General features: G+C 62.5%; 25 protein-coding genes and 1 tRNA gene. 10 read left to right on the forward strand and 16 right to left on the reverse strand.

Annotated features, from left to right (window positions below; genetic code table 11):
- Positions 1–24: 24 nt before the first annotated feature.
- The 3 genes from RSO67_RS00890 to RSO67_RS00900 form a co-directional block, all read right to left on the reverse strand.
- Positions 25–1,932 carry a KUP/HAK/KT family potassium transporter gene (locus RSO67_RS00890; protein ID WP_315841951.1) on the reverse strand — a complete coding sequence of 636 codons (1,908 nt, stop codon included), beginning with the start codon at positions 1,930–1,932 and terminating at the stop codon, positions 25–27.
- Between the two features lie 211 nt (positions 1,933–2,143).
- On the reverse strand, positions 2,144–2,401 hold the full coding sequence (locus RSO67_RS00895; protein ID WP_315841952.1) for a hypothetical protein: 258 nt from the start codon (positions 2,399–2,401) through the stop codon (positions 2,144–2,146).
- 12 nt (positions 2,402–2,413) lie between these two features.
- The gene (locus RSO67_RS00900) at positions 2,414–2,656 is read right to left on the reverse strand and encodes a hypothetical protein (protein WP_315841953.1); all 243 of its coding nucleotides are present in this window, start codon (positions 2,654–2,656) and stop codon (positions 2,414–2,416) included.
- Between the two features lie 70 nt (positions 2,657–2,726).
- Between RSO67_RS00900 and coaD the strand changes: the two genes are divergently transcribed.
- From coaD to tgt, 6 genes are all read left to right on the forward strand, one after another.
- The gene (gene coaD, locus RSO67_RS00905; RefSeq protein WP_315841954.1) at positions 2,727–3,224 is read left to right on the forward strand and encodes a pantetheine-phosphate adenylyltransferase; all 498 of its coding nucleotides are present in this window, start codon (positions 2,727–2,729) and stop codon (positions 3,222–3,224) included.
- A 41-nt stretch (positions 3,225–3,265) separates the two neighbouring features.
- The gene (locus RSO67_RS00910; RefSeq protein WP_315841955.1) at positions 3,266–3,835 is read left to right on the forward strand and encodes a peptidylprolyl isomerase; all 570 of its coding nucleotides are present in this window, start codon (positions 3,266–3,268) and stop codon (positions 3,833–3,835) included.
- Between the two features lie 5 nt (positions 3,836–3,840).
- Positions 3,841–4,284, forward strand: a complete 444-nt coding sequence (locus tag RSO67_RS00915) for a hypothetical protein (RefSeq protein WP_315844135.1) — start codon at positions 3,841–3,843, stop codon at positions 4,282–4,284.
- On the forward strand, positions 4,260–4,727 hold the full coding sequence (locus tag RSO67_RS00920; RefSeq protein WP_089264447.1) for a peptidylprolyl isomerase: 468 nt from the start codon (positions 4,260–4,262) through the stop codon (positions 4,725–4,727). The genes RSO67_RS00915 and RSO67_RS00920 overlap by 25 nt, the downstream gene beginning before the upstream one ends.
- A gap of 253 nt (positions 4,728–4,980) precedes the next feature.
- On the forward strand, positions 4,981–6,063 hold the full coding sequence (gene queA, locus RSO67_RS00925; protein ID WP_315841956.1) for a tRNA preQ1(34) S-adenosylmethionine ribosyltransferase-isomerase QueA: 1,083 nt from the start codon (positions 4,981–4,983) through the stop codon (positions 6,061–6,063).
- A complete protein-coding gene (tgt, locus tag RSO67_RS00930) occupies positions 6,060–7,193 on the forward strand; it encodes a tRNA guanosine(34) transglycosylase Tgt (protein ID WP_315841957.1) in 1,134 nt (377 codons plus the stop codon). The genes queA and tgt overlap by 4 nt, the downstream gene beginning before the upstream one ends.
- A 51-nt stretch (positions 7,194–7,244) precedes the next feature.
- Here the strand turns inward: tgt and lpxD are convergent, their stop codons facing one another.
- On the reverse strand, positions 7,245–8,291 hold the full coding sequence (lpxD, locus tag RSO67_RS00935) for a UDP-3-O-(3-hydroxymyristoyl)glucosamine N-acyltransferase (RefSeq protein ID WP_315841958.1): 1,047 nt from the start codon (positions 8,289–8,291) through the stop codon (positions 7,245–7,247).
- Between the two features lie 440 nt (positions 8,292–8,731).
- Positions 8,732–8,947, reverse strand: coding sequence for a hypothetical protein (locus tag RSO67_RS00940; protein WP_068730943.1), 216 nt, complete (start codon positions 8,945–8,947; stop codon positions 8,732–8,734).
- A 340-nt stretch (positions 8,948–9,287) separates the two neighbouring features.
- On the opposite strand from RSO67_RS00940, the gene RSO67_RS00945 reads away from it, so the two are divergent.
- Positions 9,288–9,527, forward strand: coding sequence for a BrnA antitoxin family protein (locus RSO67_RS00945; RefSeq protein ID WP_315841959.1), 240 nt, complete (start codon positions 9,288–9,290; stop codon positions 9,525–9,527).
- A gap of 79 nt (positions 9,528–9,606) precedes the next feature.
- On the opposite strand, the gene RSO67_RS00950 is transcribed toward RSO67_RS00945, so the two are convergent.
- The 8 genes from RSO67_RS00950 to RSO67_RS00985 all read right to left on the reverse strand — a co-directional run bounded on the left by RSO67_RS00950 (position 9,607) and on the right by RSO67_RS00985 (position 17,732).
- Positions 9,607–11,049: a caspase family protein gene (locus tag RSO67_RS00950; RefSeq protein ID WP_315841960.1), complete on the reverse strand. Its 1,443-nt coding sequence runs from the start codon at positions 11,047–11,049 to the stop codon at positions 9,607–9,609.
- Between the two features lie 129 nt (positions 11,050–11,178).
- Positions 11,179–12,057, reverse strand: coding sequence for a DMT family transporter (locus RSO67_RS00955; protein ID WP_315841961.1), 879 nt, complete (start codon positions 12,055–12,057; stop codon positions 11,179–11,181).
- 223 nt (positions 12,058–12,280) lie between these two features.
- Complete coding sequence (locus RSO67_RS00960; protein ID WP_315841962.1) at positions 12,281–12,778, reverse strand: hypothetical protein; 498 nt, start codon at positions 12,776–12,778, stop codon at positions 12,281–12,283.
- A 22-nt stretch (positions 12,779–12,800) separates the two neighbouring features.
- The gene (locus tag RSO67_RS00965; protein WP_315841963.1) at positions 12,801–13,166 is read right to left on the reverse strand and encodes a hypothetical protein; all 366 of its coding nucleotides are present in this window, start codon (positions 13,164–13,166) and stop codon (positions 12,801–12,803) included.
- A gap of 189 nt (positions 13,167–13,355) precedes the next feature.
- Complete coding sequence (locus RSO67_RS00970) at positions 13,356–13,943, reverse strand: formyltransferase family protein (protein ID WP_315841964.1); 588 nt, start codon at positions 13,941–13,943, stop codon at positions 13,356–13,358.
- A 73-nt stretch (positions 13,944–14,016) separates the two neighbouring features.
- Positions 14,017–14,091, reverse strand: a tRNA-Lys gene (locus tag RSO67_RS00975).
- A 191-nt stretch (positions 14,092–14,282) separates the two neighbouring features.
- The gene (locus tag RSO67_RS00980) at positions 14,283–16,952 is read right to left on the reverse strand and encodes a glycosyltransferase (RefSeq protein WP_315841965.1); all 2,670 of its coding nucleotides are present in this window, start codon (positions 16,950–16,952) and stop codon (positions 14,283–14,285) included.
- Positions 16,953–17,153: 201 nt separating this feature from the next.
- Positions 17,154–17,732, reverse strand: a complete 579-nt coding sequence (locus tag RSO67_RS00985) for a beta-1-3, beta-1-6-glucan biosynthesis protein (RefSeq protein ID WP_175367008.1) — start codon at positions 17,730–17,732, stop codon at positions 17,154–17,156.
- A gap of 202 nt (positions 17,733–17,934) precedes the next feature.
- Between RSO67_RS00985 and RSO67_RS00990 the strand changes: the two genes are divergently transcribed.
- Positions 17,935–19,602 (forward strand): beta-(1-6) glucans synthase, encoded by a 1,668-nt coding sequence (locus tag RSO67_RS00990; RefSeq protein ID WP_315844136.1) that lies wholly within the window; start codon positions 17,935–17,937, stop codon positions 19,600–19,602.
- Here RSO67_RS00990 and RSO67_RS00995 read toward each other — a convergent pair.
- Both RSO67_RS00995 and RSO67_RS01000 read right to left on the reverse strand, forming a co-directional pair.
- On the reverse strand, positions 19,562–19,942 hold the full coding sequence (locus RSO67_RS00995; protein WP_068730752.1) for a hypothetical protein: 381 nt from the start codon (positions 19,940–19,942) through the stop codon (positions 19,562–19,564). The two genes, RSO67_RS00990 and RSO67_RS00995, sit on opposite strands and share 41 nt — an antisense overlap.
- 122 nt (positions 19,943–20,064) lie before the next feature.
- Positions 20,065–21,312, reverse strand: coding sequence for a hypothetical protein (locus tag RSO67_RS01000; protein WP_315841966.1), 1,248 nt, complete (start codon positions 21,310–21,312; stop codon positions 20,065–20,067).
- Between the two features lie 172 nt (positions 21,313–21,484).
- Between RSO67_RS01000 and glmU the strand changes: the two genes are divergently transcribed.
- A complete protein-coding gene (gene glmU / locus RSO67_RS01005; RefSeq protein ID WP_315841967.1) occupies positions 21,485–22,837 on the forward strand; it encodes a bifunctional UDP-N-acetylglucosamine diphosphorylase/glucosamine-1-phosphate N-acetyltransferase GlmU in 1,353 nt (450 codons plus the stop codon).
- Between the two features lie 22 nt (positions 22,838–22,859).
- Here the strand turns inward: glmU and RSO67_RS01010 are convergent, their stop codons facing one another.
- Positions 22,860–23,009 (reverse strand): hypothetical protein, encoded by a 150-nt coding sequence (locus RSO67_RS01010; RefSeq protein WP_158550328.1) that lies wholly within the window; start codon positions 23,007–23,009, stop codon positions 22,860–22,862.
- A gap of 265 nt (positions 23,010–23,274) precedes the next feature.
- Here RSO67_RS01010 and glmS point away from each other — a divergent pair, with 265 nt between their 5' ends.
- Positions 23,275–25,101 carry a glutamine--fructose-6-phosphate transaminase (isomerizing) gene (gene glmS / locus RSO67_RS01015; RefSeq protein ID WP_315841968.1) on the forward strand — a complete coding sequence of 609 codons (1,827 nt, stop codon included), beginning with the start codon at positions 23,275–23,277 and terminating at the stop codon, positions 25,099–25,101.
- Positions 25,102–25,152: the final 51 nt, after the last annotated feature.

A 25,152-nucleotide genomic window follows, 5' to 3' on the forward strand; every position in this document is an offset into this window, starting at 1 on the left:
GCCGAGGCTTAAGTCGCGCGCGGCTTAAATCTCGATTTCGGTGCCGAACTCGACGACCTGTCTGGTCGGCACGTCGAAGAACGCCGCTGAGCGTTCGGCGTTACGCTGCAGGAACGCGAATACGGTTTCGCGCCACACCGCCATGCCGGCGACCTTGTCGCTGGGGATGATGGTCTCGCGGCCGATGTAATAGGTGATGTCGGCGAGGTCGATGCCGGGTAATTTGCCCTGTTCGCAAGCCAGACTCAGTCCGTCGGAAATCGTCGGATATTGCATGAAGCCGTAATGCAAAATGACGCGCGTGATCCCTTCGATCACTTCGATGATCTCGGCGCGATCGGCATCCGGGACGCGCGGCACTTCGGAGATCTGCACGGTCACCAGAATGACGCGCTGATGCAGAACGTGGTTGTGCTTGACGAACTGCGTCAGCGCCAGCGGCACGCCATTCGGCGTGGATGCCAGAAACGCCGCGGTGCCATTGAGCCGCGCATGGCAGCGACTGACGGCTGTCTCGATCAGGTCCTCTTCGGGCTGACGCAGCTTGGCGCGGGCGCTTTCGACGAGTTTGACACCACTGCGCCATGTCAGCATCAGGAACGCCACAGCGGCCGCCAGGAATAGCGGAAACCAGCCGCCTTCGAACAGCTTCGTGGAATTGGCGGCGAAGAAGATGCAATCGATGATGAAGAAGAAGCCGTTCACGGACACGACGAGCAGCGGCGGATAGCCCCATTGCAGCGCGACCAATGCCGCGAGCAGCGTGGTGATCGCCATCAGCAGCGATACGGCAATGCCATAGGCGCCTGCCAAGGCGTCCGATGTGCCGAAGCTGAGCACGGCGGCCAGCGTCGCCGCCGCCAGCAGCCAGTTCACCAGCGGCACATAGATCTGGCCCATGGCGTGGCTGGTGGTGTGCCGGATCTGCATCCGCGGCAGGAAGCCAAGCTGGATCGATTGCTGCGTCAGCGAGAACACACCGGAGATGATGGCCTGCGAGGCGATCACCGTCGCGACAGTGGCAAAGGCCACCAGCGGGTAGTGCAGCCAGTCCGGCGCCAGTTGATAGAACGGGTTGTTGACGGCGGTGGGGTCGGCGATCAGCAGTCCCGCTTGGCCGAAATAGTTCAGCACCAGCGCCGGCAGGGCGATGGCAAACCATGCAAGCCGGATGGGAATCCGTCCGAAATGGCCCATATCGGCATACATCGCTTCACCGCCGGTCACGGCTAGGAAGGCGGCGCCGAGAATGGCAAAGCTGATGTGGAAGTCCTGATGGATCAGGAATTCGAAGGCATAGAGCGGACTGACGGCAGCAAGCACGCCGGGCGATTGCACGATGCCATGGATGCCAAGCAGCGCGAGCACGGCGAACCAGCCCAGCATCACCGGCCCGAAGATGCCGCCGATGAAACCGGTACCTTTGCTCTGCATCAGAAACAGCCCGATCAGAATGATGACGGTGAGCGGCACCACGGCCGGCGCAAGTGACGGTGCATCGACCTTGAGGCCTTCAATCGCTGACAGCACGGAGATCGCCGGTGTGATGGCGCCGTCACCATAGAGCAGGGCGGCGCCGACGAGACCGACGACCAGCAGATGTATGCGCCACGTGCCCGGCTCTGCGTTACGCGCGTGGAGCAGTGCCAGTAGCGCGACGATGCCGCCTTCGCCGCGATTGTCGGCGCGCAGAATCAGAAGCGCGTATTTCAGAGAGATAATGAGGATCAACGCCCAGAGGATCAACGATACCACGCCGAGCGTTGCTTCGGGCGTGAGAGGCCCGCCATGGGCCGCTGCCTTCACGGCTTCCTTGAGTGCATAAAGGGGGCTGGTGCCGATATCGCCATAGACGACGCCGAGCGCGCCGATCGTTGCCGTGAGAGGAAGTCCGCCAGAGTGGCCTGGCGATGCGGCTGGGATGGCGGTCACTGGCAGCCCTCACGGGACTCGCGCTTTCACGATCGCGCTTGACCAGCAGTCTGCGACGTTGCGTCGCGAATTGCTATGAAATTAGTTGAAGCAGGCGTCGCGAGAATTTCACTGAACTATGCATCGCGCACGGTGGGGGAGTGTAGTTCGATTGCCCCGATGAAGTATCAGTACACCCCGGTAGTGGCCGGGGCGCGGTATCCTTTGCCGCTTAGCGACGCTCGGTGGTCACGAGGCGGACTTCGCGGACAGTGACCGTCTTGCTCGCTGCGTTACGCAGGCAGGAGGCCTCGAAGTTCGGCCAGGCCTGCTCGGAGCAGTTGCGACCTACCGTGTGGATGTCCAGGCGGTCGGCCTTGGCGAGGGCCACCGGCACCGAAGCCTCGACCTTCGGGGCGAAGCCCGGCAGAACGGTGAGGGCGGCTGCGATGAAAGCTGCGACGGCAACTGCTGAGAGAGTCTTGATCATGACGGTCCCCTGTCATTCGGGCCGTTTTGGCCCGGTTTGTTTGTCGCTTCCTGTGCTTGCCTGATTAATCAGACCCGGTTTCAGGAAGTTGTCGTGTCCGGGCAAAGTGGTTTCATCCGGCCCGGTTTGTGTTTCGTCCGTACGCGCTTGACGACACATGAGGCTGGAAAGCCCAATGTTTTCAGTATCGTCGCTGCGTACCCAGTAGACGCGCTGACCTGCCTTCCGGTTCGAATCCGGCGCAAAAATAAACACCGGCCATTCGACCCCGGAGGGTGGAACCAAGTCGGCTTGCGGCTCGAACGGGGGCGGGGTAGGAGGGGGAATGCCCCGTATCGCGCTTTATCCCGGTTCATTCGATCCCGTCACCAATGGCCACCTTGATGTGGTCCGCCATGCCGTTGGCCTGTGCGACAAGCTCGTGGTCGCGATCGGCGTCCACCCTGGCAAGAAGCCGCTGTTCTCGACGGACGAGCGGCTGGACATGGTGAAGCAGGTGTTCGGACCGCTGGCCTCGGCCGCCGGCTGCGAATTCGACTGCACGACCTATGACAATCTCACCACCACACTGGCGCAGCAGATCGGTGCGACCATCATGATCCGCGGGCTGCGCGACGGCACCGATCTCGATTACGAGATGCAGATCGTCGGCATGAACGAGACCATGGCGCCGGATGTCCAGACCGTCTTTCTTCCGGCCTCGGTGAGTGTCCGCCCGATCACCGCCACACTGGTCCGGCAAATCGCCGCCATGGGCGGCGACGTTTCGGCTTTCGTCCCGGACGCGGTTGCCAAGAGCCTCAAGTCCAAATTCACCGCTTAAACAAATGCCGGCTGACCGGCTTTCTCTGATCCGGAGTTTCCATGATCCGTATAGTCGCACTTGCTGCCGCGCTGATGTTCGCGGCTCCCGCTTTCGCGCAGGCTCCGGCAGCCCTTCCGGCTGGCCTCGACAAGGCCAATTCGGTCGTGATCGACACGACCAAGGGCCGGATCATCATCAAGCTGCGCACCGATATCGCCCCGCAGCACGCAGAGCGCATCAAGCTGCTCGCCCGCGAAGGCTACTACAACAACGTACCGTTTCACCGCGTGATGGACGGCTTCATGGCGCAGACCGGTGACGGCAAGAACTTCAACGGTACCGGCGGATCGAAGTATCCGAACTTGAAGGCCGAATTCTCGCAGGTGCCGTACAAGCGCGGCGTGGTTGGCATGGCGCGTGCCGGCGATCCGGATTCGGCGAATTCGCAGTTCTTCATCATGTTCGCTGACGGCTCGTCGCTGAACGGCAAATACACCGTGGTTGGCGATGTCGTCGCCGGCATGGACGTGGTGGACAAGCTGAAGAAGGCGCCTCCCGGCTCGGCCAGTGGTGCCGTGACCGACCCTGACAAGATGGTCAAGGTTCAGGTCGCTTCCGACATCAAGTGAGCATCATGATGCCGCGGTGCAGGGTGATTGCTCTGCTCGCGGCATTATTGCTGTCTGGCGTCCTTCAGGCGCATCCGGCATCGGCTCAGTCTGATGGCGTGAGTACGCTGGAGGGCATGTTCGGAAGGCTGAAAGCGTGCTGGCATCCGCCCGCATTGCCACGCGGCCATCCGGGCATGGAGATCACGGTGCTGTTCAGCTTCAAACGATCCGGTGAACTTCTCGGAAGGCCGCGAATTACCTTCGAGACGCCGGATGCCTCCGAGGCCGACAGCGTTGCCTATCGAACGGCTGTGATGGAGACATTGCAACATTGCACGCCGATGCCATTTACCGGGGGCCTGGGCGACGCGGTCGCTGGACGCCCCTTCCGAGTGCGGTTTGACGACCGCCGAAACCAACCCAAACCAGTAGAGAGACGAGCATGGCTGTTACCGAGAATACTTTGATCCTTGAAACTACCCAGGGTCCCGTCACCATCGAGATGCGCCCGGATCTGGCACCGGGCCATGTCGCCCGTATCAAGGAGCTCGTGCGCGAAGGCTTCTACGACGGTATCGTCTTCCACCGCGTCATCGACGGCTTCATGGCGCAGACCGGCTGTCCGCAGGGCACCGGCACCGGCGGTTCGGGCAAGAAGCTGAAGGCCGAATTCAACAACGAACCGCATGTGCGCGGTACGTTGTCGATGGCCCGCGCGGCCAGCCCGGACTCCGGCGACAGCCAGTTCTTCATCTGCTTCGACGACGCGTCCTTCCTCAACAAGCAGTACACTGTCTGGGGCAAGGTCACCGAAGGCATGGAGAACGTCGACAAGATCAAGCGCGGCGAGCCGGTGCAGAACCCGGACAAGATCGTCAAGGCACATATGGCTGCCGACGCGGCTGCCTGATCACAGTCGCTAACCAATGAATGACGTCATGCCCGGGGCAGCGCGAAGCGAACTTCGCTAGTTGTCCCGGGCATCCACGTTTTGGAGAGGTCCTCATCCTGAGGAGCGGTCGCCTTCGACCGCGTCTCGAAGGATGGCGGCACACTCCATCATGGTTCGAGACGCGCGCCAAAGTGGCGCGCTCCTCACCATGAGGACGGCGGTTGGGGCCGATGACAGAGTGCCCTGACGAAATGTGATAGACCGGATCGTCATGCGTACCGACATTTTCGATTTCGAACTTCCGGCCGAGAACATCGCGCTGCGGCCTGCCAGCCCGCGCGACGCCGCGCGGTTGCTTGTCGTTCAGCCGGGTAAGGGCGTGCAGGATCATGTCGTCTCGGATCTGCCGACCTGGCTGAAGCCCGGCGATCAGCTCGTCGTCAACGACACCAGGGTTATCTCGGCGCAGCTCAGCGGCCGCCGCATCGGCCGCGAGACCGAACCGAAGATCGATGCGACGCTGATCAAGCGCCTCGACGGTTCGCGCTGGCAGGCGCTGGTGCGCCCCGCCAAGAAGCTCGTCGAAGGCGATACGGTGCGCTTCGGCAATGAAGGCCGCGTCTGCCTGCTTGGGCACCTCGACGCCCAAGTCGAACACAAGGGCGATGCCGGCGAGATCATCTTCTCCTTCTCGTTTCACGGCCCGGCGCTGGACCAGGCCATCGCCGAGCTGGGCGCGCCGCCGTTGCCGCCTTACATCGCCGGAAAACGCGCTCCGGACGAGCGTGACACGGCCGACTATCAAACCATGTTCGCCGCCAATGACGGCGCCGTCGCCGCACCGACGGCGGGATTGCATTTCACGCCGACACTTGAAGCCGCCTTGAAGGCGCGCGGCGTCGGCCTGCATCGCATCACGCTGCACGTCGGCGCGGGGACGTTCCTGCCGGTGAAGGTCGACGATACCGCCGAGCACAAGATGCATTCCGAATGGGGCACGATCTCGCGCGCCACGGCGGATGCGTTGAACGCAGCGCATGCGGCCGGCGGACGCGTGGTTGCCGTCGGCACGACCTCGATGCGTCTGCTGGAAAGCGCGACGTCCGAGGACGGCGTTATTCATCCGTTCGCCGACGAGACTGCGATCTTCATCACGCCCGGCTATCGCTTCCGCGCCGTCGATATCATGCTCACGAATTTCCATCTGCCGCGTTCGACGCTGTTCATGCTGGTCTCTGCCTTTGCCGGCATGGATACGATGAAGCAGGCCTATGCCCATGCTATCGCAACCGGCTATCGTTTCTATTCATACGGCGACGCCAGTCTGCTGTTTCGGGACACAAGCAATCAATGACCGTCGCCAATCATTTCGAACTGCTGCGCACGGACGGCACGGCACGCAGGGGCCAGTTGACGACGCCGCATGGCGTGGTCCGCACACCGGCCTTCATGCCGGTGGGCACCCTTGGCGCAATGAAAAGCCTGCACTGGCGCGACGTGCGCGATGCCGGCGCCGATATCGTGCTGGGCAATACCTATCACCTGATGCTGCGTCCCGGTGCCGAACGCGTCGCGTCGTTCGGCGGCCTGCAGAAATTCACGACCTGGAACGGTCCGATGCTGACCGACTCCGGCGGTTTCCAGGTGATGTCGCTGGCGCAGCTGCGCAAGGTGACCGAGCAGGGCGTCACCTTCCGGTCGCATATCGACGGCGCGAAGTTCGAACTGACGCCGGAGCGGGCCATCGAGATCCAGCGGCTGCTGAATTCGGATATCGCGATGCAGCTCGACGAATGCGTGCGGCTGCCGGCGGAGCACGCCGATATCGACCGCGCCATGCAGCTGTCGCTGCGCTGGGCCGAGCGCTGCAAGCGCGCCTTCGAGACAGCGCCGGACGGATACATGCTGTTCGGCATCGCGCAGGGCGGCGACGTACCAGCACTGCGCCGTGCCAGCGCGCAGGGGCTCATCGATATCGGCTTTCATGGCTACGCGATCGGAGGCCTTGCGGTCGGCGAGCCGCAGGCCGTGATGCTGGCGATGATCGAGGAAGTGGTTCCGATCCTGCCTTCGGACCGCCCGCGCTATCTGATGGGCGTCGGCACGCCGGATGATATGCTGGAAGCGGTGGCGCGCGGCGTCGACATGTTCGACTGCGTGATGCCGACGCGTAACGGCCGCCACGGCATGGCCTTCACACGCTATGGCCAGATCAATATGCGCAATGCGCGGCATCAGGACGATCCGCGGCCGCTGGACGAAGAGAGCACCTGGCCGGCCGCGCGAGACTATTCGCGCGCCTATCTGCATCACCTCGTGCGCTCCGGCGAGACGCTCGGCGCGATGCTGCTGTCGGAAATCAACATCGCCTATTACCAGAGCCTGATGCAGGGTATCCGCGCATCCATCGAGGCCGGCACGTTCGAAGAGTTTCGGGCGCGCACGCGTGAGGGCTGGGCACGTGGAGACATTCCGCCGCGCTAATCGCTCGTCGCGTGTGGAGAAAACGCTAACCTGTCCATCAACCTGTCAGGTTCATCGATCGTTTGTCTCGCGGTAACCGGCCGCAAGCATTTCCATAGCCTTGTATTGCCGGAAAAACCTGCGGCTGGGCCGGGCCGGGAATCCTGCCCACCGCTCTCCTGCGGGCACGTCGCGCGTGACGCCGCTCGCACCGGCTATCTGTGCGCCGTCGCCGATCGTCAGATGAGGAGCAATTCCAGTCTGGCCGCCTATTGCAACAAAACTCCCGAGAGTTGCGGATCCGGCAATTCCGACTTGCGCGGCGATGAGGCAGTGTCTGCCAATGGTCACGTTGTGGGCGACCTGTACGAGGTTATCGAGCTTCGTCCCTTCGCCGATAAACGTGTTACGGGTCGACCCGCGATCGATGGTCGTGTTTGCGCCTATTTCGACGCAGTCCTCAATAATGACGCCTCCGACCTGGAGAATTTTGATATGTCCGCCTTTGTCGGGCACAAATCCGAAGCCGTCCTGCCCGATCGATACGCCTGGATGGACAATGACGTGATTGCCGACAGTTGCGTGCGCAATGATAGCGCCGGCGCCGACTGAGCTATGGCTCCCGATGGTGACGTCTGGACCGATCACGACGTTTGACCCGATATAAGTGCGTTCACCGATCCTGGCCCGGGGACCGATCACTGCGCCGGGATCGATGGTAGCCCCGGCATCGATGATGGCCGAAGCATGAATCGTGGCGTTTGGAGAAATGCCGTCGGTCTCGAAAAGTGACCCCGGGATAGCCGCCCCTGGATAGAGCAGGGCGAGGATTCTCGAGTAAATCAAATATGGCTGAGGTGTCACAAAAGAGTAGGTCTCCTTTGGAACGGACGCGCTGAAGCGCGGGGAGACGAGACAAGCGCCCGCATTCGTCTGCCTTAAGGCCTCAAGATACTTGTGATTGTCCATATAGCTGAGCTCGCCGCGGCGCGCTGTCTCGAGCGCTGCTCCAGCCGAAATGAGGAAATCTTTTGTAACAAAAAGTAAGCCCGCGATGCCCGCGACCTCACTTGCAGTGATCGTGCGCTTGGGCACGAAGAAGGGAATTTGACCGGTCATGACCGACTCCAGTGCGGGTATCCCCTCGACCCGAGAGACGGCTTCTCCGCTGTAGACCCGACAACTGGTTAGCACGGCTTGGGAACATCAGAAATGGCGAAGGTGTGACTGCGGCGTGGTCGTTACTTGGTGCACGCGTGACGGTGCAGAAATCGTTTGCGCGGATTGCTGGCCTTAACGCTTGCCAATGCTGCGCCGACGCCCGTCGCAACGATTGCTGGCTAGCTTCGGTGCGAGCGGCTGCTTTTGTGGAGCGTCAATGACGCATGGGCGATGCTGGCAGCGTTCGCCTTACTGGGCGTATTGGTTGTGCCATTCGCGTGGAAAGCAGACCTGGACGGGCAAGCAGAGGCGCGGAGAATGTGATAGTCGCGATCGGCGTCTCCCTCGGATCGCGGAGCAATCCAAGATCGGTTTACGCGGGGTCCACGCGAACAGCGCTAGTTGCAGACCGTCCGGCGAAATGCATGCTTGGTCACAAAGCCATAGCCGCATGTATCGCAGGTCCAGAGATAGCTGACGACGTCGTCGGTGAGAAAGGCCGACGCCTCGGCAGCAATCATCGAGTCCGCACAAACCGGGCAGGTGGGAAGATCGCTGCCACGCGGCGCGGGATGGGACGTTTTGGTCGTACGGACTTCAGCTGATGCTGACATCGTGACCTCCTTCGTCGTCTCATCGGACATGACACGATCCTAATCCGATTTGTTTGACCGTGTCGCAACACAAATGCGTTGCTTTGAAGTTTTTTAAGTCGCGCATGTTTGTGCCGCAGCGCGGTCACCTTTGTGCGATGCCACGTGCGTCACGATGCGTCGGTTACGATGAATGACATTTGTAAAATTTGCTGACATTGCCGGTCGTACAGCAGAGGCGAGTAGCTGCCACATCGCACCCTTGGTGCGGACGCATCTTCGGCGACACCGTGCAAGCGATTGTGCAGCCGCTCAGCTGGCGCTATCTCTCGATGGAAACGTTGGAAGGAATCTGACCCCGATGTCACAGCCCCCGCGACGCCCGCGCACGCTCCAGGATGCCCGTACCGAGGCGGAGGCGGCGTTCAAGAAGACGACCACGAAGCCGGTCGAGGCGCCGGTTACCAAGGCCGCCGTTCCCGGCGTGCGCGAACTGGTGTCGCTGCGGATCGATCAGGATGTGCTGGAATATTTCCAGCAGGACGGGCCGGGCTGGCAGGACCGCATGAACGACGCGCTGCGCAAGGCGGCAGGGAAGTAACCCCGGGCAGCCGGAGCCTCTCCCTCCCGGCGACGTAGCGCTGAGCGCTGCATCGCGTCCGGACGGGGGAGGCAGGCCCTCAGCGATTGAGGAAGCCGCCGACGACACCGCCGATGAAGCGGCCGGGCAGGGCTGGATCGACAGCAGGCGCCGCTTGCTGGGCGGGGGCGCTACGCCGCACGGGCGGAGCTTCCTCATAAGCTTGCTGTTGCACCTGACGGCGCACCGGCTGCGCTGGCTTCGGTGCGGGCGCCGGTTCCTCGGTCAGGGTCACGGCCTCGGTGAGTAGAGCGGCGTGCTGCACCTTGTTGAGATAGCCCGACGTCGGGTAACCGCGTGCCGCCTGCCAGCGCTGAATCACCACGCGGGTTGGCGCGTCGAACGCGCCGGTCGCCTTGGTGTCGAAACCGAGGCCGTTGAGACGACGTTGCACGTCGCGGCGCTTGACCTTGTCGAGGCCGATCTTGTCCTCGGTGAGCTGGTTGGCTTCCTCGGTAAACACGGCCTTGTCGACGCCCGGAGCGGCGGTACGCGGCGCGGTGGCGGCTTCCTGCAGCGCGGCAATACGGGCGAGGGCGAGCGGCTTGAATTGGCCGTTCGGGTACATGGAGATGTAGGCGTTCAGTTCCTCCGGCCGGTTCGAGTCCTTGATCGAGCGCCAGAACTCAAGCTCGACATCGGAGCCGGCGGTGGCGGCTGCTGGCATGGTGGCGGTGGGGCTGGCCGCCGCAACGGCGACCTGCGCCTGCACGTCCGGATTGAGATAGACCGCACCGATCAGGTTGGTGTGGCCCCAGGGCAGCTGGCCCTTGTTGGTTTCTTCCTGTACCTGCGCACGCACTTTGGTCATGGCCTGCTGGATCTCGGCGCCGGGCGTGGTGATGTTGTTGAGCAGCGCGCGGGTGAACGGGCTGTTGCTTCCGCTCTTGCCGTCTAGGGCGGTCTGGCCGGGGCTGGTGGCGAATGCGATCAGCGTGCCTTCGCCGGACTTCATCTCCGCGAGGCCGGACGACACAGCGACGCTGCGCGTGGCAGATCCGCTGGAGCGGATTTTGGCGGCAAACGGATTGTCGCGGCAGGCATCGAGGAACACCAGCTTCACCTTGGCGTCGCCCATGGTCTGATCGAGGGTAGTCTCGACATTGATCGCCGCGCCGAGCTTGACGTCCATCTCCGACTTCAAATTGGCATCGATCGGCAAAAGGTAGTTGATGTTGTTCACCGAGATGCCGTGGCCGGCATAGAAGAACACCGCGACATCGGCGCCCTGCGCCTTGCGGCCGAAGTCGAGCAGCTTTTCGGTCATGCCGTCGCGCGTCAGGTTCGATCCTTCGATGACGTCGAAGCCGACATTGCGCAGCGCGCTCGCCATCGCCTTCGCGTCGATCGGCGGGTTCGGCAACGGATCGACATTCTTGTAGCTGCCATTGCCAACGACGAAAGCGACGCGCTTGTCGGCGAGCGCTGCATCCGCGCTGAACAGGATGGACAGCGCAGACAGGGCTAAAGCGAAATGGCGCACGATACGATCTCCCCCACGAATCCGGTCATTCGACCCTAGACACATCGGGAAAAGTACCAATTGCGGGCGTGCGCCAAAATGTCGAGACACGCACTCGGAGAATAAAATCGAGAAATGGACCCCGATGCGTCAGGCAGTCGCACGAATTGGCGGACGATCGGTGCTGAGCAGATTCAGTGTGTTCCCGGCGAGGATCAGCGCCGCGCCCAGTAGCGTGAACATGTCGAGCCGTTCAGAATAGAGTAACCATCCGATGGTGGCACTGAGTGGTACGCGCAGGAAGTCCATCGGCACGACCACCGTCGCATCGGCGTAGAGCATCGCGCGCGCCATGCAGAAGTGGGAAAACGTGCCGCAGAGGGCGACCACGACAAGCCAGCCCCAGACATAGGCCGACGGCCATTGCCAGGCATAGAGCGCGGGGAAAACGCCGGCCACCGACTGCACCACGATCATCCAGAAGATGATCTTCAGCGCGCTGTCCGTCCGCGTCAGCGACTTGATCAATGTGATCGATATGCCGAAGCCGAACGCGGCGGCCAGCGCGATCAGCTGACCGGGATTGACGGCGCCGGTGGTCGGGCGAACGATGACGATCACGCCGATCAGGCCGAGCGCGATGGCGACGATCTTCCAGAGCGTCATGCGCTCGCCGAGAAAGAACGCCGCCATGATCGCGATCCAGATCGGCATGGTGAACTCGATGGAGACGAGCTGGCTCAGCGGAATGAGCGTGAGTGCGTAGAACCAGCCGAGCTGCGCGCCGTAATGCACGAGGTTGCGCGATACATGCGCCAGCGGCCGCGTGGTTCGCATGGCGTGAAAGCCGCCGTTGAAATACAGGATCGGCAACAGCATGACGAAGCCGAAGACGGAGCGGATCTCCATCACCTGGAAGACATTGAGTTCGCGCAGCGTCTCGCGACCGCCAATGGCGACGAACAGCATCAGAAGCAGCCAGCCGGACATCCACAGCGCGGCCCGGGCCTTCGACGGGGGGCGATCCATAATCCCTGAGAACCAGTTTCTTGCGCTGCAACGATTCACGCAGCGGTGTAGCTTTACGGACAGGCTCTATCGGCGACATCGCCGGGCTTTGCAACGGACGAATCCGGTGGGGCTGCGTTGCGGGCGGATGGTTCCGGACGCTCTTCGGCGGAGCGCATAGAGGCAAAACAAAACCCCGGCTGTTTGAAACAACCGGGGTTCGAATTCCAAACGTGCGGAACGATCAGCTGCGGCTGAGCGAAATGCTGGCGCCCTTGAACTGGCCTTCGGAGGTGATCGAGACCTGCTGCTTGTTGCCGGTCGTCGTCAGGATCAGCTTCGCGCTGAAGGCTGGCGATGAAACGTCAACATTGAACTTGCCAGCGGTTGCCCGGCCCTCAAGCGATCCTGTCACGCCGCGGGTCGTCTCAGCCCAGCTGCCAGACAGCTCGCCACCTCTGGCCTTCACATCGCTCTTCAGCTCGAACTTGTAGCTGTCGCTGGCGCAGAGCAGGGACTGGTTCAGCCCCGTGCCATCGCCGCTCACCGCATAGGTTGCCTTGCAGCGAATGCGCTCCTTGGAGCCGTCCTCGAGCGAGATCGTCCCGTTGCCCGACCACACGCCGGCCATACCGGCGAACGGCGCTGACTGGGCATATGCCGACGCAGACGTCAGACCGAGCGCCGCGCAGAGCACCGCGGTCCGAACGAGCGAACGCGGAGAGGTCGAGTTAGGCATCATGGGGAGCATTCCTGGTTGGGGATTACTGACGCGAAGCTTCCCACCGGCCGCTGCAGGGGACGCCGCCCGAAGCGCCGTTCCACTTGCCCGATCCGGTGTTGCCGGACAGCTGGCCGTTGGCGAAAGCAGGCCCGATCGACACGCGCACGGTGCCTTCGCGGCCAACCTTGCCGTTGACGTCGGCGCCAGGCGCAGTGATGCGGCCTTCGGTGACGGTCAACGGATAGCGAGCCGTCGGCTCGCAGCTGCCGGTCTTGGTAACAATGGTCACGTTCCAGAGCCCGTCATAGGCATTGTCGGCAGCTGCGAAAGCTGGAGCTGCCGAAACCAACGCTGCGCTGGCAATCAGCGAAGCAGACAAGGCGGAACGGATGCGGTCAAAACGCATTGAATCAAATCCTCGATGTTGTGATGGCCACCTTATTGGGGGGTAATGTGTCCAAAATTTGCTGCGTTGCCGCATAGGCTCAAAACAACTCACGGGATGCAAGCCGCGACGGGCAAATTGGTTCCCTTTATTGACAGATTTGGTTGATTCGGGCGGGTTCGGGGCCTTTTTAACCAGTTTTGGAGGCTTCTAGGTCAGTTTTGGCGCATTGGTCGCGAATTGCTCGTCTTGGTAGGTTGCGGGCAAACGCTTGTGGACAGTCGCGAAGTCCACAACCTCGCCGAGCAACTTGAGGCCCAGCGGCGCCAACGCCCGCTCCCAAAGTTCGCGAGCGGTTTCGCCTTTTTTCACGAAGCACCATTCCTGCGCGGCGATGGCGCCACCGTCCATGACATCGGCAAGGTGATAGATGGTGCCGCCGGCAATCGGGTCGCCTTCCTTGATGGTCCATTCCACGGCAGCGATGCCACGGTGACGGGGCAACAGTGACGGATGGTAGCCAATACCGCCAAGGCTGGCTGCGGCGAGTGCATCTTTGCCGATGCGGGCGTGGCTGTGCGCCGTGATGATCAGCTCGGTGCCCTCGGCGATCTCGGAGGCCACGACGAGCTTCGGATTGGCCTGGACTGTCACCGGGATGCCGGCAGCCTTGGCGGCTGCGGCGAGACGGTCCTCCGCATCTGCAACCACCACGGACGCGATCTCGACGTTGTGGGTCTTCAGCATATCGAGGGTCGTGACGCCGAAGTGTTTGGAGCCGACGAGGGTAATCCGCATGTTCGATTGTCCGGTGTTCAGAGGCTGAGAATGGTGTGAAAACCGGAAGTTCCGGCGTGGCTCATTGCGGCGATGGTGGGCGGGGAGGGGATCGAACCCTCGACCAGTCGATTAAAAGTCGAATGCTCTACCACTGAGCTACCCGCCCTAAAGTGCCGTATTGACGAAGCTAAACGGAGGAAACCGACCCTTGCGGGGCGCGGTGAGGCCGGTCAGCCACGGCCGCGATAGCGCCCGCAATGCAGCGTATCGCGTGACCGGCTGTGTAAAAGGCGGGTCCGCCGGGGTCAAGGGCAGGGTCCGATGTTATGGACATGAACCGCGCCCCATTGGCGCGGTTCAGCTTGCTTCGCGCTGGGCCTCGGGACGGGACACGTCGATCGGCGGCATCGCCACCGGGCGAAGGCCGATCAGTTCGGCCGTGCGTACCGTCGTGTTGCGCCACCACTGGAAGTCGTTGGCGCGCGAATTCTCCAGGATGGCAATCATCACCGCCGACAGGAACGGCAGGCTCTGCAGCACCAGCACGCCGGCGAAGATGTAGATCTCGGTGACCTGCTTGGAGTTGTTGGAGAACACCAGCACGCCACAGCTGATCAGCAGAAGCACACCGATCACGGCCTCCCAGAAGGCCTGGAATTCGATCGACATAGTCGACTTGCCACCCTTGGAGGTCACGGTGAAGGGCAGGTGATCCTTGATCAGGCCATCGGCGACGGCGCGCGATACCGTCCACTGCACCGACATGGCGGCGATCATCGCGCCCAGCATCTGCCACAGGCCGATCTTCACGCGCAGCCGGTACAGGACGATGAAGTGCGCCAGCGAGATCACGAAGGAGGCGATGATCGGCAGCGTCAGGATCTTGTCGGGGATGGCGATATCGGCAAAGGCGATGATCGGCACCCAGATGATGTTGAGGATCGCAACCACGACGCCGAGGCTTTCGGCGCCGAGCCAGTTCAGCCAGCCCATGCCGAATTCGCGCTTCTGGTCCTGGGTCATGCGGCTCGCGCCGGGCATGAAACGGCGCCAGTGCTTCTTGATGATCTGGAAGCCGCCATAGGCCCAGCGATGGCGCTGCTTCTTGAACGCCTCATAAGTGTCCGGCAGCACGCCGTAGCCGTAACGTTCCTTGGTGTAATGCGTGAGCCAGCCATGCTGCATGATGGCGAGGCCGAGATCCGAGTCCTCGCAGATGGTGTCGCCGGCCCAGCCGCCCGCCATGTCCATCGCGGAGCGACGGATCAGGCACATGGTGCCATGGACGATGATCGCATTGGCCTCGTTGCGCTGAACCATGCCGATGTCGAAGAACCCGGCATATTCGCCGTTCATGATGTAGTGCATCAGCGAACGGTCGCCGTCGCGGTGGTCCTGCGGCGCCTGCACGAGGCCGACGCGCGGATCGTTGAAGGCTGGGACGAGATCCTTCAGCCAGTTCGGCTCCACCACATAGTCGGCGTCGATGATGCCGATCACTTCGGCATCCGCCGCGGTGCGATCCATGGCGATGCGCAGGGCGCCGGCCTTGAAGCCCTCGACCTTCTCCGCATTGATGAAGATGAAGCGTTCGCCGAGCATGCGGCAATGATCCTGGATCGGCTGCCAATAGGCCGGATCCGGGGTGTTGTTGATGATCACCACGCATTCGAAATTCGGATAGTCGAGCCGGGCGACCGCGTCCAATGTCAGCTTCAGCATGTCCGGCTGTTCCCGATAGGCCGGAATGTGGATCGACACCTTCGGGTATTTCTGTTCGGCGTCTGCAGCGGCACGCAGCTTTTCGCTGCGTTCGGCCGTCAGCAGCCGCAATGGCTTCCGGCCGAAGGCGATAGCCGCGATCTCCTCGATGCGCGCTAACGCGATCAGGAGCAGCGGGATCAGCAGGATGCAGCCGAGTGAGAGAGCGAAGGCCGATCCCCAGACGAAATAGTGGGTCTGCTGATAGGCGAAGATGGTTGCCGCCCAGGCGCCAACGGCATTGGCTGCGGCCGAGAGCACGAGCGCCTGTAGTGCCGTCGCGCCAACGATCTGCAGGATCGGCAGCGACAGCAGAATGCCAACCAGAAGTGCGATGCTGGCGTTCTTCCAATGGTCCGGATTCACGATCGGACCGGTCCAGGGGAATTTCGGTTCCCGCGACGCGTTGAGAACGCCCCAATAGGGACCGACGCCGCCCTCGAAGAACTTCCATGGCTGATCGATGGCTTCGACGATGTTGTAGTCCATGCCGATCGCTTCGGCGCGGGTCACGAAGTTGCGCAGCACGACGGCCTGCTTGAACGGGCCAGGCACGGCCCTGCGCAGATTATAGCCCTCGCTCGGCCAGCCGAATTCGGCGATCACGATGCGCTTGCCGGGAAAGGTCTCGCGCAGAACGCCATAGAGATGGACGGCCTGATCGACGGCCTGGGTGTCGGTGAAGTTTTCCCAATAGGGCAGGATGTGCGCCGCGATGAAGTCGACCGACGAGGCGAGCTGCGGATTGTCGCGCCAGATGTTCCAGATTTCACCCGTCGTGACGGGAACCGTGACCTGGCGCTTTACCCGGCGGATATATTCGACGAGGTCCTCAAGCTTGAGTTCATCGCGATACAGCGTTTCGTTGCCGACGACGATGCCGATGACATTCGGGTTCTTTTTCGCCAGCTCAACGGCGGAGGCAATTTCACGCTCGTTGCGATCCGCGTTCTTGTCGATCCAGGCGCCGACGGTGACCTTGAGGCCGAACTCGTTGGCGATGGCGGGCACCATTTCCACACCGCCGGTCGACGAATACAGACGGATGGCGCGGGTGATGGTCGACAGCTTCTTGAGGTCGGTGCGAATCTTCTCGACGGTCGGAATGTTGTCCACGTCGGGATGCGCCGTGCCCTCGAACGGCGCATAGGAGAGGCTGGGAATCATGCCCTTGAAATCGGGAGCTTCCTGCTTCTCGCGCAATACGCCCCACAGGGCGGCATGAACGGCGGTCACGAACAATAAAACGGCGACGACAGCGCGCATCGCAACTGAACCATAACGGGGCGAGCGTGGCCGGGGAAGCGGACCCGTCCCCGAGGTCCGACCAGTACAACGGTAACGGAGACTATATCCGCCACACGAATTAACAACTCATACGCTGCCGTGGCCTTTTGAGGGCGGCACCATTATTCAAATGCGATTACGCGCCGCCAGCTGAATGCCGCCTGAACAGGGCGCGCCACATTACTTCGGCGCTTCAGCAGGCGGTTTGGCGTCCGGCTGCGGAGCGGCCGCCGGCGCTGCTGCGCCGCCACCGGCAGGCGCAGGCGCTGCGGGCTGGCTCAGCGCGGCAGGCTGCGGCTGCGCATTCGGATTGATCCAGCAGCCATGGACGCGGCTGTTGAGACTGTCCGCAATTTTCGGATCGATCAGCGGGCCGAATTTGACCAGACAGCGGAACGTCGCCTGCACATGACCGCCGGGGCAGCCGAATCGGTCGTAGAGATCGAGGTGACGGAACGCGGTGTCGAGATCGTCGCGCCACATCAGCACCACGACGCGGCGGCCAAGCCAGACGCATTCGGGATTGCCAGCAGGACCATTGATCGCCTGGGTCGCCTCGACGAATTCGTCGGACTTCTTCTGGCTTTCACGGGCAACGTCGGCAGGCGTCACGGGCGCATTTGCCGCAGGCTTCTGATCCTGTGCGCGAACTGGCCCGCTCTGGGCCAACGCGCAGCCAACACCCAGCAGCAGAGCAAGGCCTGGAACGGCGAGACAACGCAGAACCGCAGATTGGAACCCGAACACCAGTCGACGCATAAAGTCCCCGATAAGTTGGCTGCCAGGCAGTTCTGACGCCCTCGCCAGATGCCGTTTAAATGGGCCCCCAATACGGCGGCGACCACGGCTGAATCCCATGACGGACATTTTTGATTTTGTCCAGCAACGCCGGAAGTTTGTCTGATTTTCGTGGCGTCTCGGGCCGACGAGTCCGTGATTGCCGGCATGACGCACTTGGCAGATCGGCGATGACCGGCTAATCGACGGACGACTTTGGAGGACGGAACCAATTTCCACCCGCACGCCGCTGGCGCTTCTCATCCTTTCCCTTGGTACGATCGCAGCGGTTTGGTGGTGGCTCGCCACGCCGGTCACGCTGGTGCGCGCGCCGATTGATCCCGCCGCCAAACTGGAGTGCGTCTCCTATGCGCCGTTCCGCGGCGAGCAAACGCCGCTGAACTCGACCGCCATCATTCCGGCGAGCCAGATTGCCGCCGACATGGCGCAACTGGCGCAGATCACCAAATGCGTGCGGACCTACTCGATCGACAACGGTCTCGACCAGGTGCCGGAACTGGCCGGCAAGGTCGGACTGAAGGTCATTCAGGGCGTCTGGCTCGGGAGCAACCGGCTCAAGAACCTGGCGCAGATCGCCGGCGTCGTGGACCTCACCAAGCGCTTTCCGAACGTGATCAGCAGCGTGGTCGTCGGCAACGAGGTGCTGTTGCGCGGCGAAATGACGGCTGCCGATCTCGTCGGCAATATCCGCTCGGTGAAGGCGCAGGTCGGCAAGATTCCCGTGACCTATGCCGATGTCTGGGAGTTCTGGCTGAAGAATCGCGAGATCTATGACGCGGTCGATTTCGTCACGATCCACATCCTGCCCTATTGGGAGGACTTCCCGATTCGCGCGAAGAGCGCCGCCGCCCATGTAGACTCGATCCGCAAGCGTCTTGCCGTGGCGTTTCCATCCAAGGAAATCCTGATCGGTGAAACGGGTTGGCCGAGCGCCGGGCGGATGCGCGATGGCGCGTTGCCATCGCGCACCAACCAGGCACGGGTCGTGTCCGAAATCCTCGATCTGGCCAAGCGTGAGGGATTCCGTGTCAATCTGATCGAAGCCTATGACCAGCCGTGGAAGCGCGACCTTGAAGGTACAGTCGGCGGCTATTGGGGCCTGATCTACGATGAGCCGCGCGAATTGAAGTATCCGCCGGGCGTTCCGATTACCAATTATCCGTCGTGGAAGCTGCAGATGGGGCTCGGCATGGGCCTGAGCTTCCTGGTTTTCGTGACGGGTATGTTGACGCTCCGTCGACGGCCATGGTCGCCGCGTCTGTCGGCCTGGCTAACCGTTGCCGTATCGGCCACGGTGGCCGGCGTCCTGCTGGGCGTTGCCGCAGACAAGCTGATCTATGAAAGCTATGGCGTCGGCCGCTGGATCCAGTGGAGCGCGCTGCTGGCCGCCGGTGTCGCGTCGCCGCTGCTGTGCGCCTATGCGACGATGTCCGGCCGCTCGCTGCCAACCTTCCTCGAACTCGTTGGGCCGAGCCGGTTCCTGGCCCGTTCATGGTCGACCGTCCTGCTTGGGCTGACCCTGGCTGTGGCGGCGCTGATCGGCGCCGAGACCGCGCTCGGTTTCGTGTTCGATCCGCGTTACCGCGACTTTCCGTTCGCGGCGCTGACCATGGCGGTCGTGCCGTTTGCGGGACTAATGGCCGTCAACCGTCCGCAGGAAGGCGTACGGCCGATCGCCGAGTCGGTGTTTGCCGGAGTGCTCGTGCTGTCGGCCGTGTATATCGGCTTCAACGAAGGGCCGGATAATTGGCAGTCGCTGTGGACCTGCGCGATCTATCTGCTGTTCGGCATCACGCTGTGGCGGGCGCGGGCCGTGCAAAGCCCAGAATAAGCAGGCCGATCGCGATGCCCGACAGGGCGACATTGTAGAGCACGATCCCGAAACCGGCTGCGATCAGCGCGACGGTGATCAGCACGATCGATGGCCGCAGCAGATTCAGCGTGGCAATGACGATCGCGGCGATGCCGAACACCGAATTCTTGAACAGATAGGTCATCACCAGCCGGCTCTTGCACAGGGTGCTCTGCAGGCCGGCGTCGCAGGCGAGCGCCGTCGTCGACAATTCGATAGCCAGATAGCGCAGATAGATGGCGTAGCCGACGGACAGAAAGCCGACGATGAGAAGCCATTGCACCTGACGGGCGGTGAGCTTGAACGGATCTTTTTTCATGCGGAAACCATGGTTCAAAACGCGGTGCGGAACAACCCGGCATGCGGTCGCGGTGAGAGATCGGACCTAGATAACACTTTAGCCGCGCACGCCAAGAGATTGAAAATCTGATCTTTTGGTCTTTAACGCAGACCCAGGAACGAGGTCAGCGACGATTGCGGCTTGGGCGGCGCAACTTCTTCAACGGGCTTGGGCGGCGGCGCTTGTTCGGTGCGTTCCTGTGGCTTGGGCGCGGCGCGCCTGCGTGGCGCCGGTCTGGCTGGTACGGGCGCAGCTTCCGCGGGTGCCGTCTCGGCTTTCGCAGCAAGGCGTTGGCCATCAAAGATCGACGTTTCGCAGGGTCGACTGCTCTCGGTCAGGGCGGCGCAGATCTTCGCGGCGGCTGCAGCATCGCTGAGTGGACCAGCAACAAGGCGCAGTTGCATGCCAAGTCCGGTCGGGCGTTCCTTCACCATCATGATCGGGCGCAGTCCGTTCAGCGCGCGAGACTTGGACATGCCGCGCCAGATCGCGCGCAGGCCGTCCACCGAATTCGCGCCGCCGATATCAACGCCGAACTCCGTGCGGGCGACCGGCGTCGCCACGGCTTCGACGGCTGCGGGGGCGGGCTCGGGCGCGGCCGGTTGAACCGATGCCGTTGTCTCCGGAGCGGCCGGAGGAGCTTCGATAGTCGATGCCGGTTCGCTCAATTTGGCGGCCGCGGCATCGGGCGGTGCCGTCATCGATTTCCATGCAACGAGCGGCGCAGAGGGTGGTGGATTGATTGTCGATGAAGCCGCTACTTGCGCCGGTTTGGCGGGTGTCGTTTCGGCAGGCGGCGCGATGACAGCCACGGGACCGATGACCGGCGTCGACGGAATGCTCGGAAGTTCTGCCGCCGGCTTTGGCTCGGTGGCTGCCGGCGGGGCAACGACGGATGCGGTGGCAGGTGGCTGCGGCGCTGGTGCTGGCGTCGTTGTCGCGGTTGTCGGTGCCGGAATGGTCTGGCGCTTGATTGATCCGGTGACTGAATCCAGCCCCTGTTCCACCGAGGTAACGCGGGCATACAGCCGGTCACGGTCGCTGTTCAGCGTCTCGATGGCCAGCGTCAGGCGCCGGGCCTCGGCCTGGGTCTCCTTGGCGACGAGCTGGATCTGCTGCGACTGCCGCGCAAATGTCTCCGATGTCGCGACCTGATCGCGGCGCAACTGGACCTGCGACTGGCTGGCCAGAATGGCAATCACCACCGCGCCCACCGCGGCAACGCCCCAGGAGCCCAGACGCCACATCATGCGACGGTCGACCTTGTCTTCCTCAGCCAGAAATCCGGTCAGCCAGCCACTATGCTCGGCTGAGAGAGTATCGGCCCACTTGTCGTGCTTATCCGCCATTCGACGTCTGCGTCGCCCCATCGCCCCTGCGAATCACAGTTCAACATTATCAGGAAACCGGCGGGAACCTGAGGTTGTCGGGCCACACGGCGCGCCAAACCGGTTTCCAGATTGGCCCAAAACCATTTAAGACGGCCGCGGCGCATAAGCGCCGCCACAACGGGGATTCTGGATGACGGGCAGAACCAGCCTCACCATCGTGCTCGCGGCCGGCGAGGGAACGCGGATGCGGTCCTCGACGCCGAAAGTGCTGCATCAGGTCGCCAGCCAGTCGCTGCTGGGCCATGTGCTCGCGGCGGCGCCTCATGGTGCAGGTTCTGCGCTGGCCGTCGTTGTCGGTCCCGATCGCCAGGACGTAGCGGATGAAGCAAGGCGGGTGCGGCCCGATGCCGCAACATTCGTTCAACATGAGCGTCTCGGCACCGCTCATGCCGTGCTGGCGGCAAAGGACGCCATTGCCAAAGGCGCGGACGATCTGCTGATCGCCTTCGGCGACACGCCGCTGATTTCGGCCGAGACGTTCGAGCGTTTGCGTGCGCCGCTGAAGGCTGGTGCTGCACTGACCGTGCTCGGCTTTCGCGCGGCCGATCCGACCGGCTATGGCCGGCTTCTGGTCGACGGCGATCAACTGGTCGCGATCCGTGAACATGCGGATGCCACACCGGCCGAACGCGAGGTGGATCTCTGCAATGCCGGCGTGATGGCATTCGCCGGCAAGACCGCGCTTGCAATCATCGAGCAGATCGGCACATCCAACAGCAAGGGCGAATACTATCTCACCGATGCCGTCGAGATCGTGCGCAGCATGGGCTTGCGGGCGAGCGTGATCGAGACCAGTGAGGACGAAGTCCGCGGCATCAACACCAAGGCACAGCTCGCGGAAGCCGAAGCGATCATGCAGGCGCGGCTGCGCAAGGCTGCGCTCGATGCCGGCGTGACCATCGTCGCACCGGAGACCGTGCATCTCGCGGCCGATACGACGTTCGGCAACGATGTCACCATCGAGCAGTATGTGGTGATCGGGCCCGGCGTCAGCATCGCCGACGGCGCCGTCATTCACGCCTTCTCGCACATCGTGCAGGCTGCCATCGGCAAGAAGACCTCGATCGGTCCTTACGCGCGCATCCGGCCGGGAACGTCGGTCGGCGAGGGCGCGCGCATCGGCAACTTCGTTGAAGCCAAGGCGGCCATTCTGGAAGCGGGTGTGAAGGTCAACCACCTGACCTATGTCGGCGACACGCATATCGGTGCCGGCGCCAATATCGGCGCGGGCACCATCACCTGCAATTACGATGGCTTCAACAAGCACAAGACAGTCATCGGTGCCGGCGCCTTTGTCGGTTCGAATTCGTCGCTGGTCGCACCGGTGAAGATCGGTGCCGGCGCTTATATCGGTTCGGGCTCAGTGATCACCCGCGACGTGCCGGACGATGCGCTTGCGGTAGAGCGCAACGCGGTGTCGATGAAGGAAGGCTGGGGCAAGCGCTTCCGCGACAAGAACGCGGCGAACAAGAAGCCGAAGTGAGCGCGCGGTGTTCGCGGTGACGTCAGGTCACCGGGGTCTTCAGGTGCCAGCCGCGGCGGATCGGACGCTTGGCGACAATTTCTTCCTGCGGCGTATGGGGCTCGGCGACATGCGGTTTCACCGCAATATCGCGCTGCGGCGGCGGCCAATGCGCCAGTTTGCTCTGCGACATCTCGACATGTCGCAGCCGTGATCCGGCGATCGATCGGGGGGCTCTTGGGTCTCGCTCCTCCCACATGGACGTCTACTCCGGTCAGGCGTAGATGCTTCCGTAAACACGTTGATGGTTTGTTAAACGCGTCGCGCAAAATGCCCCTACAACCGCGGTAACTTGTCTCAATCGGCAATAATTATTGAGTAACAGTCGATTTGCGATTCTCGCTAAGAGAGTTCCAGTATTTCTGGGCAATTTGATACCACTTGGAGAGATTCACCGCATGTGCGGCATCGTCGGAATTTTGGGACGCGGTCCGGTTGCTGACCAGATCGTGGACTCGCTGAAGCGCCTCGAATATCGCGGCTACGATTCCGCAGGCGTTGCCACACTGGAAGGCGCGCATATCGATCGCCGCCGCGCCGAAGGCAAGCTGAAGAATCTCGAAGCCAAGCTCGGCAAGTCGCCGCTCGCAGGTCATATCGGCATCGGTCACACGCGCTGGGCGACGCATGGCAAGCCGACCGAAGCCAATGCGCATCCGCATGCCGCCGAAGGCGTTGCGGTCGTGCATAACGGCATCATCGAGAATTTCCGCGAATTGCGTCTCGAGCTCGAAAAGAGCGGCGCTAAATTCGCCAGCGAGACCGACACCGAAGTCGTCGCGCACCTCGTCAGTTTCTATCTGCAGAAGGACGCATCGCCGGTCGATGCCGTGAAGCAGGCGCTGCCGCGGCTCAGGGGTGCGTTCGCATTGGCTTTCGTGTTCAAGGATCACGACAACCTGATGATCGGCGCCCGTAAGGGCTCGCCGCTTGCAGTCGGCTACGGTGACGGCGAGATGTATCTTGGTTCCGACGCGATTGCGCTGGCGCCGTTCACCGACGACATTAGCTATCTCGAAGACGGTGACTGGGTGGTGCTGACCCGCAAGGGCTGCGAGATCCACGATGAATCCGGCAAGGTCGTGAAGCGCGACGTGCTGAAATCCGGCGCGTCGGCCTTCATGGTCGATAAGGCCAACTATCGCCACTTCATGGCCAAGGAAATTCACGAGCAACCCGAAGTCGTCGGTCACACGCTGGCGCGTTATGTCGATCTGGCGAACGAGCGCGTTGCGCTGCCGATGACGCTGCCGTTCGACTTCAAGGACATCCAGCGCATTTCGATCACCGCCTGCGGCACTGCGAGCTACGCGGGTTTTATCGCTAAATACTGGTTCGAACGCTTTGCGCGCGTGCCGGTCGAAGTCGATGTGGCATCTGAATTCCGCTATCGCGAAGCCCCGGTACGCAAGGGCGATCTGGCGATCTTCATCTCACAGTCCGGCGAGACGGCCGATACGCTGGCAGCGCTGCGTTACGCCAAAGAGCAGGGCATGCACACGCTCGCTGTCGTCAACGTCACGACCTCGACGATCGCGCGCGAGAGCGAGACCGTGATGCCGACGCTGGCCGGTCCGGAAATCGGCGTGGCTTCTACCAAGGCTTTCACCTGCCAGCTGATGGCGCTGGCGACGCTTGCGATCGCGGCCGGCAAGGCCCGCGGCGAGCTGTCCGACGCCGACGAAGCCAAACTGGTTCACGGTCTCGTCAAGGTCCCCCGTCTGATGACCGACGCGCTGACGCATGAAGCTGCGATCGAGAAGCTGGCGCGCGACATCGCCAAGTCGAAGGACGTGCTCTATCTCGGCCGCGGCACCAGCTATCCGCTGGCACTGGAGGGCGCGCTGAAGCTGAAGGAAATCTCCTACATTCACGCCGAGGGCTATGCGGCCGGCGAGCTCAAGCATGGTCCGATCGCGCTGATCGACGAGACCATGCCGGTGGTTGTGATCGCGCCCTATGACCGGGTGTTCGACAAGACCGTGTCGAACATGCAGGAGGTCGCGGCACGCGGCGGCAACATCATTCTGATGACCGACGCCAAGGGCGTGGAGGAGGCCACCGTGGACTCCATGGTGACCATCGTGATGCCGGACATGGACGCAGCCTTTACGCCGCTGGTCTATGCCGTGCCGGTGCAGTTGCTCGCCTATCACACGGCCGTCGTGATGGGCACCGACGTCGACCAGCCGCGTAATCTGGCGAAGTCGGTCACGGTAGAATAGGCCGGCGAGCGGCAAGATTGTCGCAGGTGGCCGGTTTGGCCGCCTGGCGCC

This window comes from Tardiphaga sp. 709 (assembly GCF_032401055.1).
Taxonomy (GTDB): Bacteria; Pseudomonadota; Alphaproteobacteria; order Rhizobiales; family Xanthobacteraceae; genus Tardiphaga.

Coding starts and splice junctions, on each gene's coding strand:
- RSO67_RS01010 (WP_158550328.1), bottom strand. CDS start 23,009: ATGTCGCAGAGCAAACTGGCGCATTGGCCGCCGCCGCAGCGCGATATT.
- RSO67_RS00910 (WP_315841955.1), top strand. CDS start 3,266: ATGATCCGTATAGTCGCACTTGCTGCCGCGCTGATGTTCGCGGCTCCC.
- RSO67_RS00965 (WP_315841963.1), bottom strand. CDS start 13,166: ATGCGTTTTGACCGCATCCGTTCCGCCTTGTCTGCTTCGCTGATTGCC.
- RSO67_RS00895 (WP_315841952.1), bottom strand. CDS start 2,401: ATGATCAAGACTCTCTCAGCAGTTGCCGTCGCAGCTTTCATCGCAGCC.
- RSO67_RS00915 (WP_315844135.1), top strand. CDS start 3,841: ATGATGCCGCGGTGCAGGGTGATTGCTCTGCTCGCGGCATTATTGCTG.
- glmS (WP_315841968.1), top strand. CDS start 23,275: ATGTGCGGCATCGTCGGAATTTTGGGACGCGGTCCGGTTGCTGACCAG.
- RSO67_RS00995 (WP_068730752.1), bottom strand. CDS start 19,942: ATGAAAAAAGATCCGTTCAAGCTCACCGCCCGTCAGGTGCAATGGCTT.
- RSO67_RS00980 (WP_315841965.1), bottom strand. CDS start 16,952: ATGCGCGCTGTCGTCGCCGTTTTATTGTTCGTGACCGCCGTTCATGCC.
- queA (WP_315841956.1), top strand. CDS start 4,981: ATGCGTACCGACATTTTCGATTTCGAACTTCCGGCCGAGAACATCGCG.
- RSO67_RS00955 (WP_315841961.1), bottom strand. CDS start 12,057: ATGGATCGCCCCCCGTCGAAGGCCCGGGCCGCGCTGTGGATGTCCGGC.
- RSO67_RS00970 (WP_315841964.1), bottom strand. CDS start 13,943: ATGCGGATTACCCTCGTCGGCTCCAAACACTTCGGCGTCACGACCCTC.
- RSO67_RS00940 (WP_068730943.1), bottom strand. CDS start 8,947: ATGTCAGCATCAGCTGAAGTCCGTACGACCAAAACGTCCCATCCCGCG.
- RSO67_RS00960 (WP_315841962.1), bottom strand. CDS start 12,778: ATGATGCCTAACTCGACCTCTCCGCGTTCGCTCGTTCGGACCGCGGTG.
- coaD (WP_315841954.1), top strand. CDS start 2,727: ATGCCCCGTATCGCGCTTTATCCCGGTTCATTCGATCCCGTCACCAAT.
- tgt (WP_315841957.1), top strand. CDS start 6,060: ATGACCGTCGCCAATCATTTCGAACTGCTGCGCACGGACGGCACGGCA.
- RSO67_RS00945 (WP_315841959.1), top strand. CDS start 9,288: ATGTCACAGCCCCCGCGACGCCCGCGCACGCTCCAGGATGCCCGTACC.
- RSO67_RS01000 (WP_315841966.1), bottom strand. CDS start 21,312: ATGGCGGATAAGCACGACAAGTGGGCCGATACTCTCTCAGCCGAGCAT.
- RSO67_RS00985 (WP_175367008.1), bottom strand. CDS start 17,732: ATGCGTCGACTGGTGTTCGGGTTCCAATCTGCGGTTCTGCGTTGTCTC.
- RSO67_RS00920 (WP_089264447.1), top strand. CDS start 4,260: ATGGCTGTTACCGAGAATACTTTGATCCTTGAAACTACCCAGGGTCCC.
- glmU (WP_315841967.1), top strand. CDS start 21,485: ATGACGGGCAGAACCAGCCTCACCATCGTGCTCGCGGCCGGCGAGGGA.
- lpxD (WP_315841958.1), bottom strand. CDS start 8,291: ATGACCGGTCAAATTCCCTTCTTCGTGCCCAAGCGCACGATCACTGCA.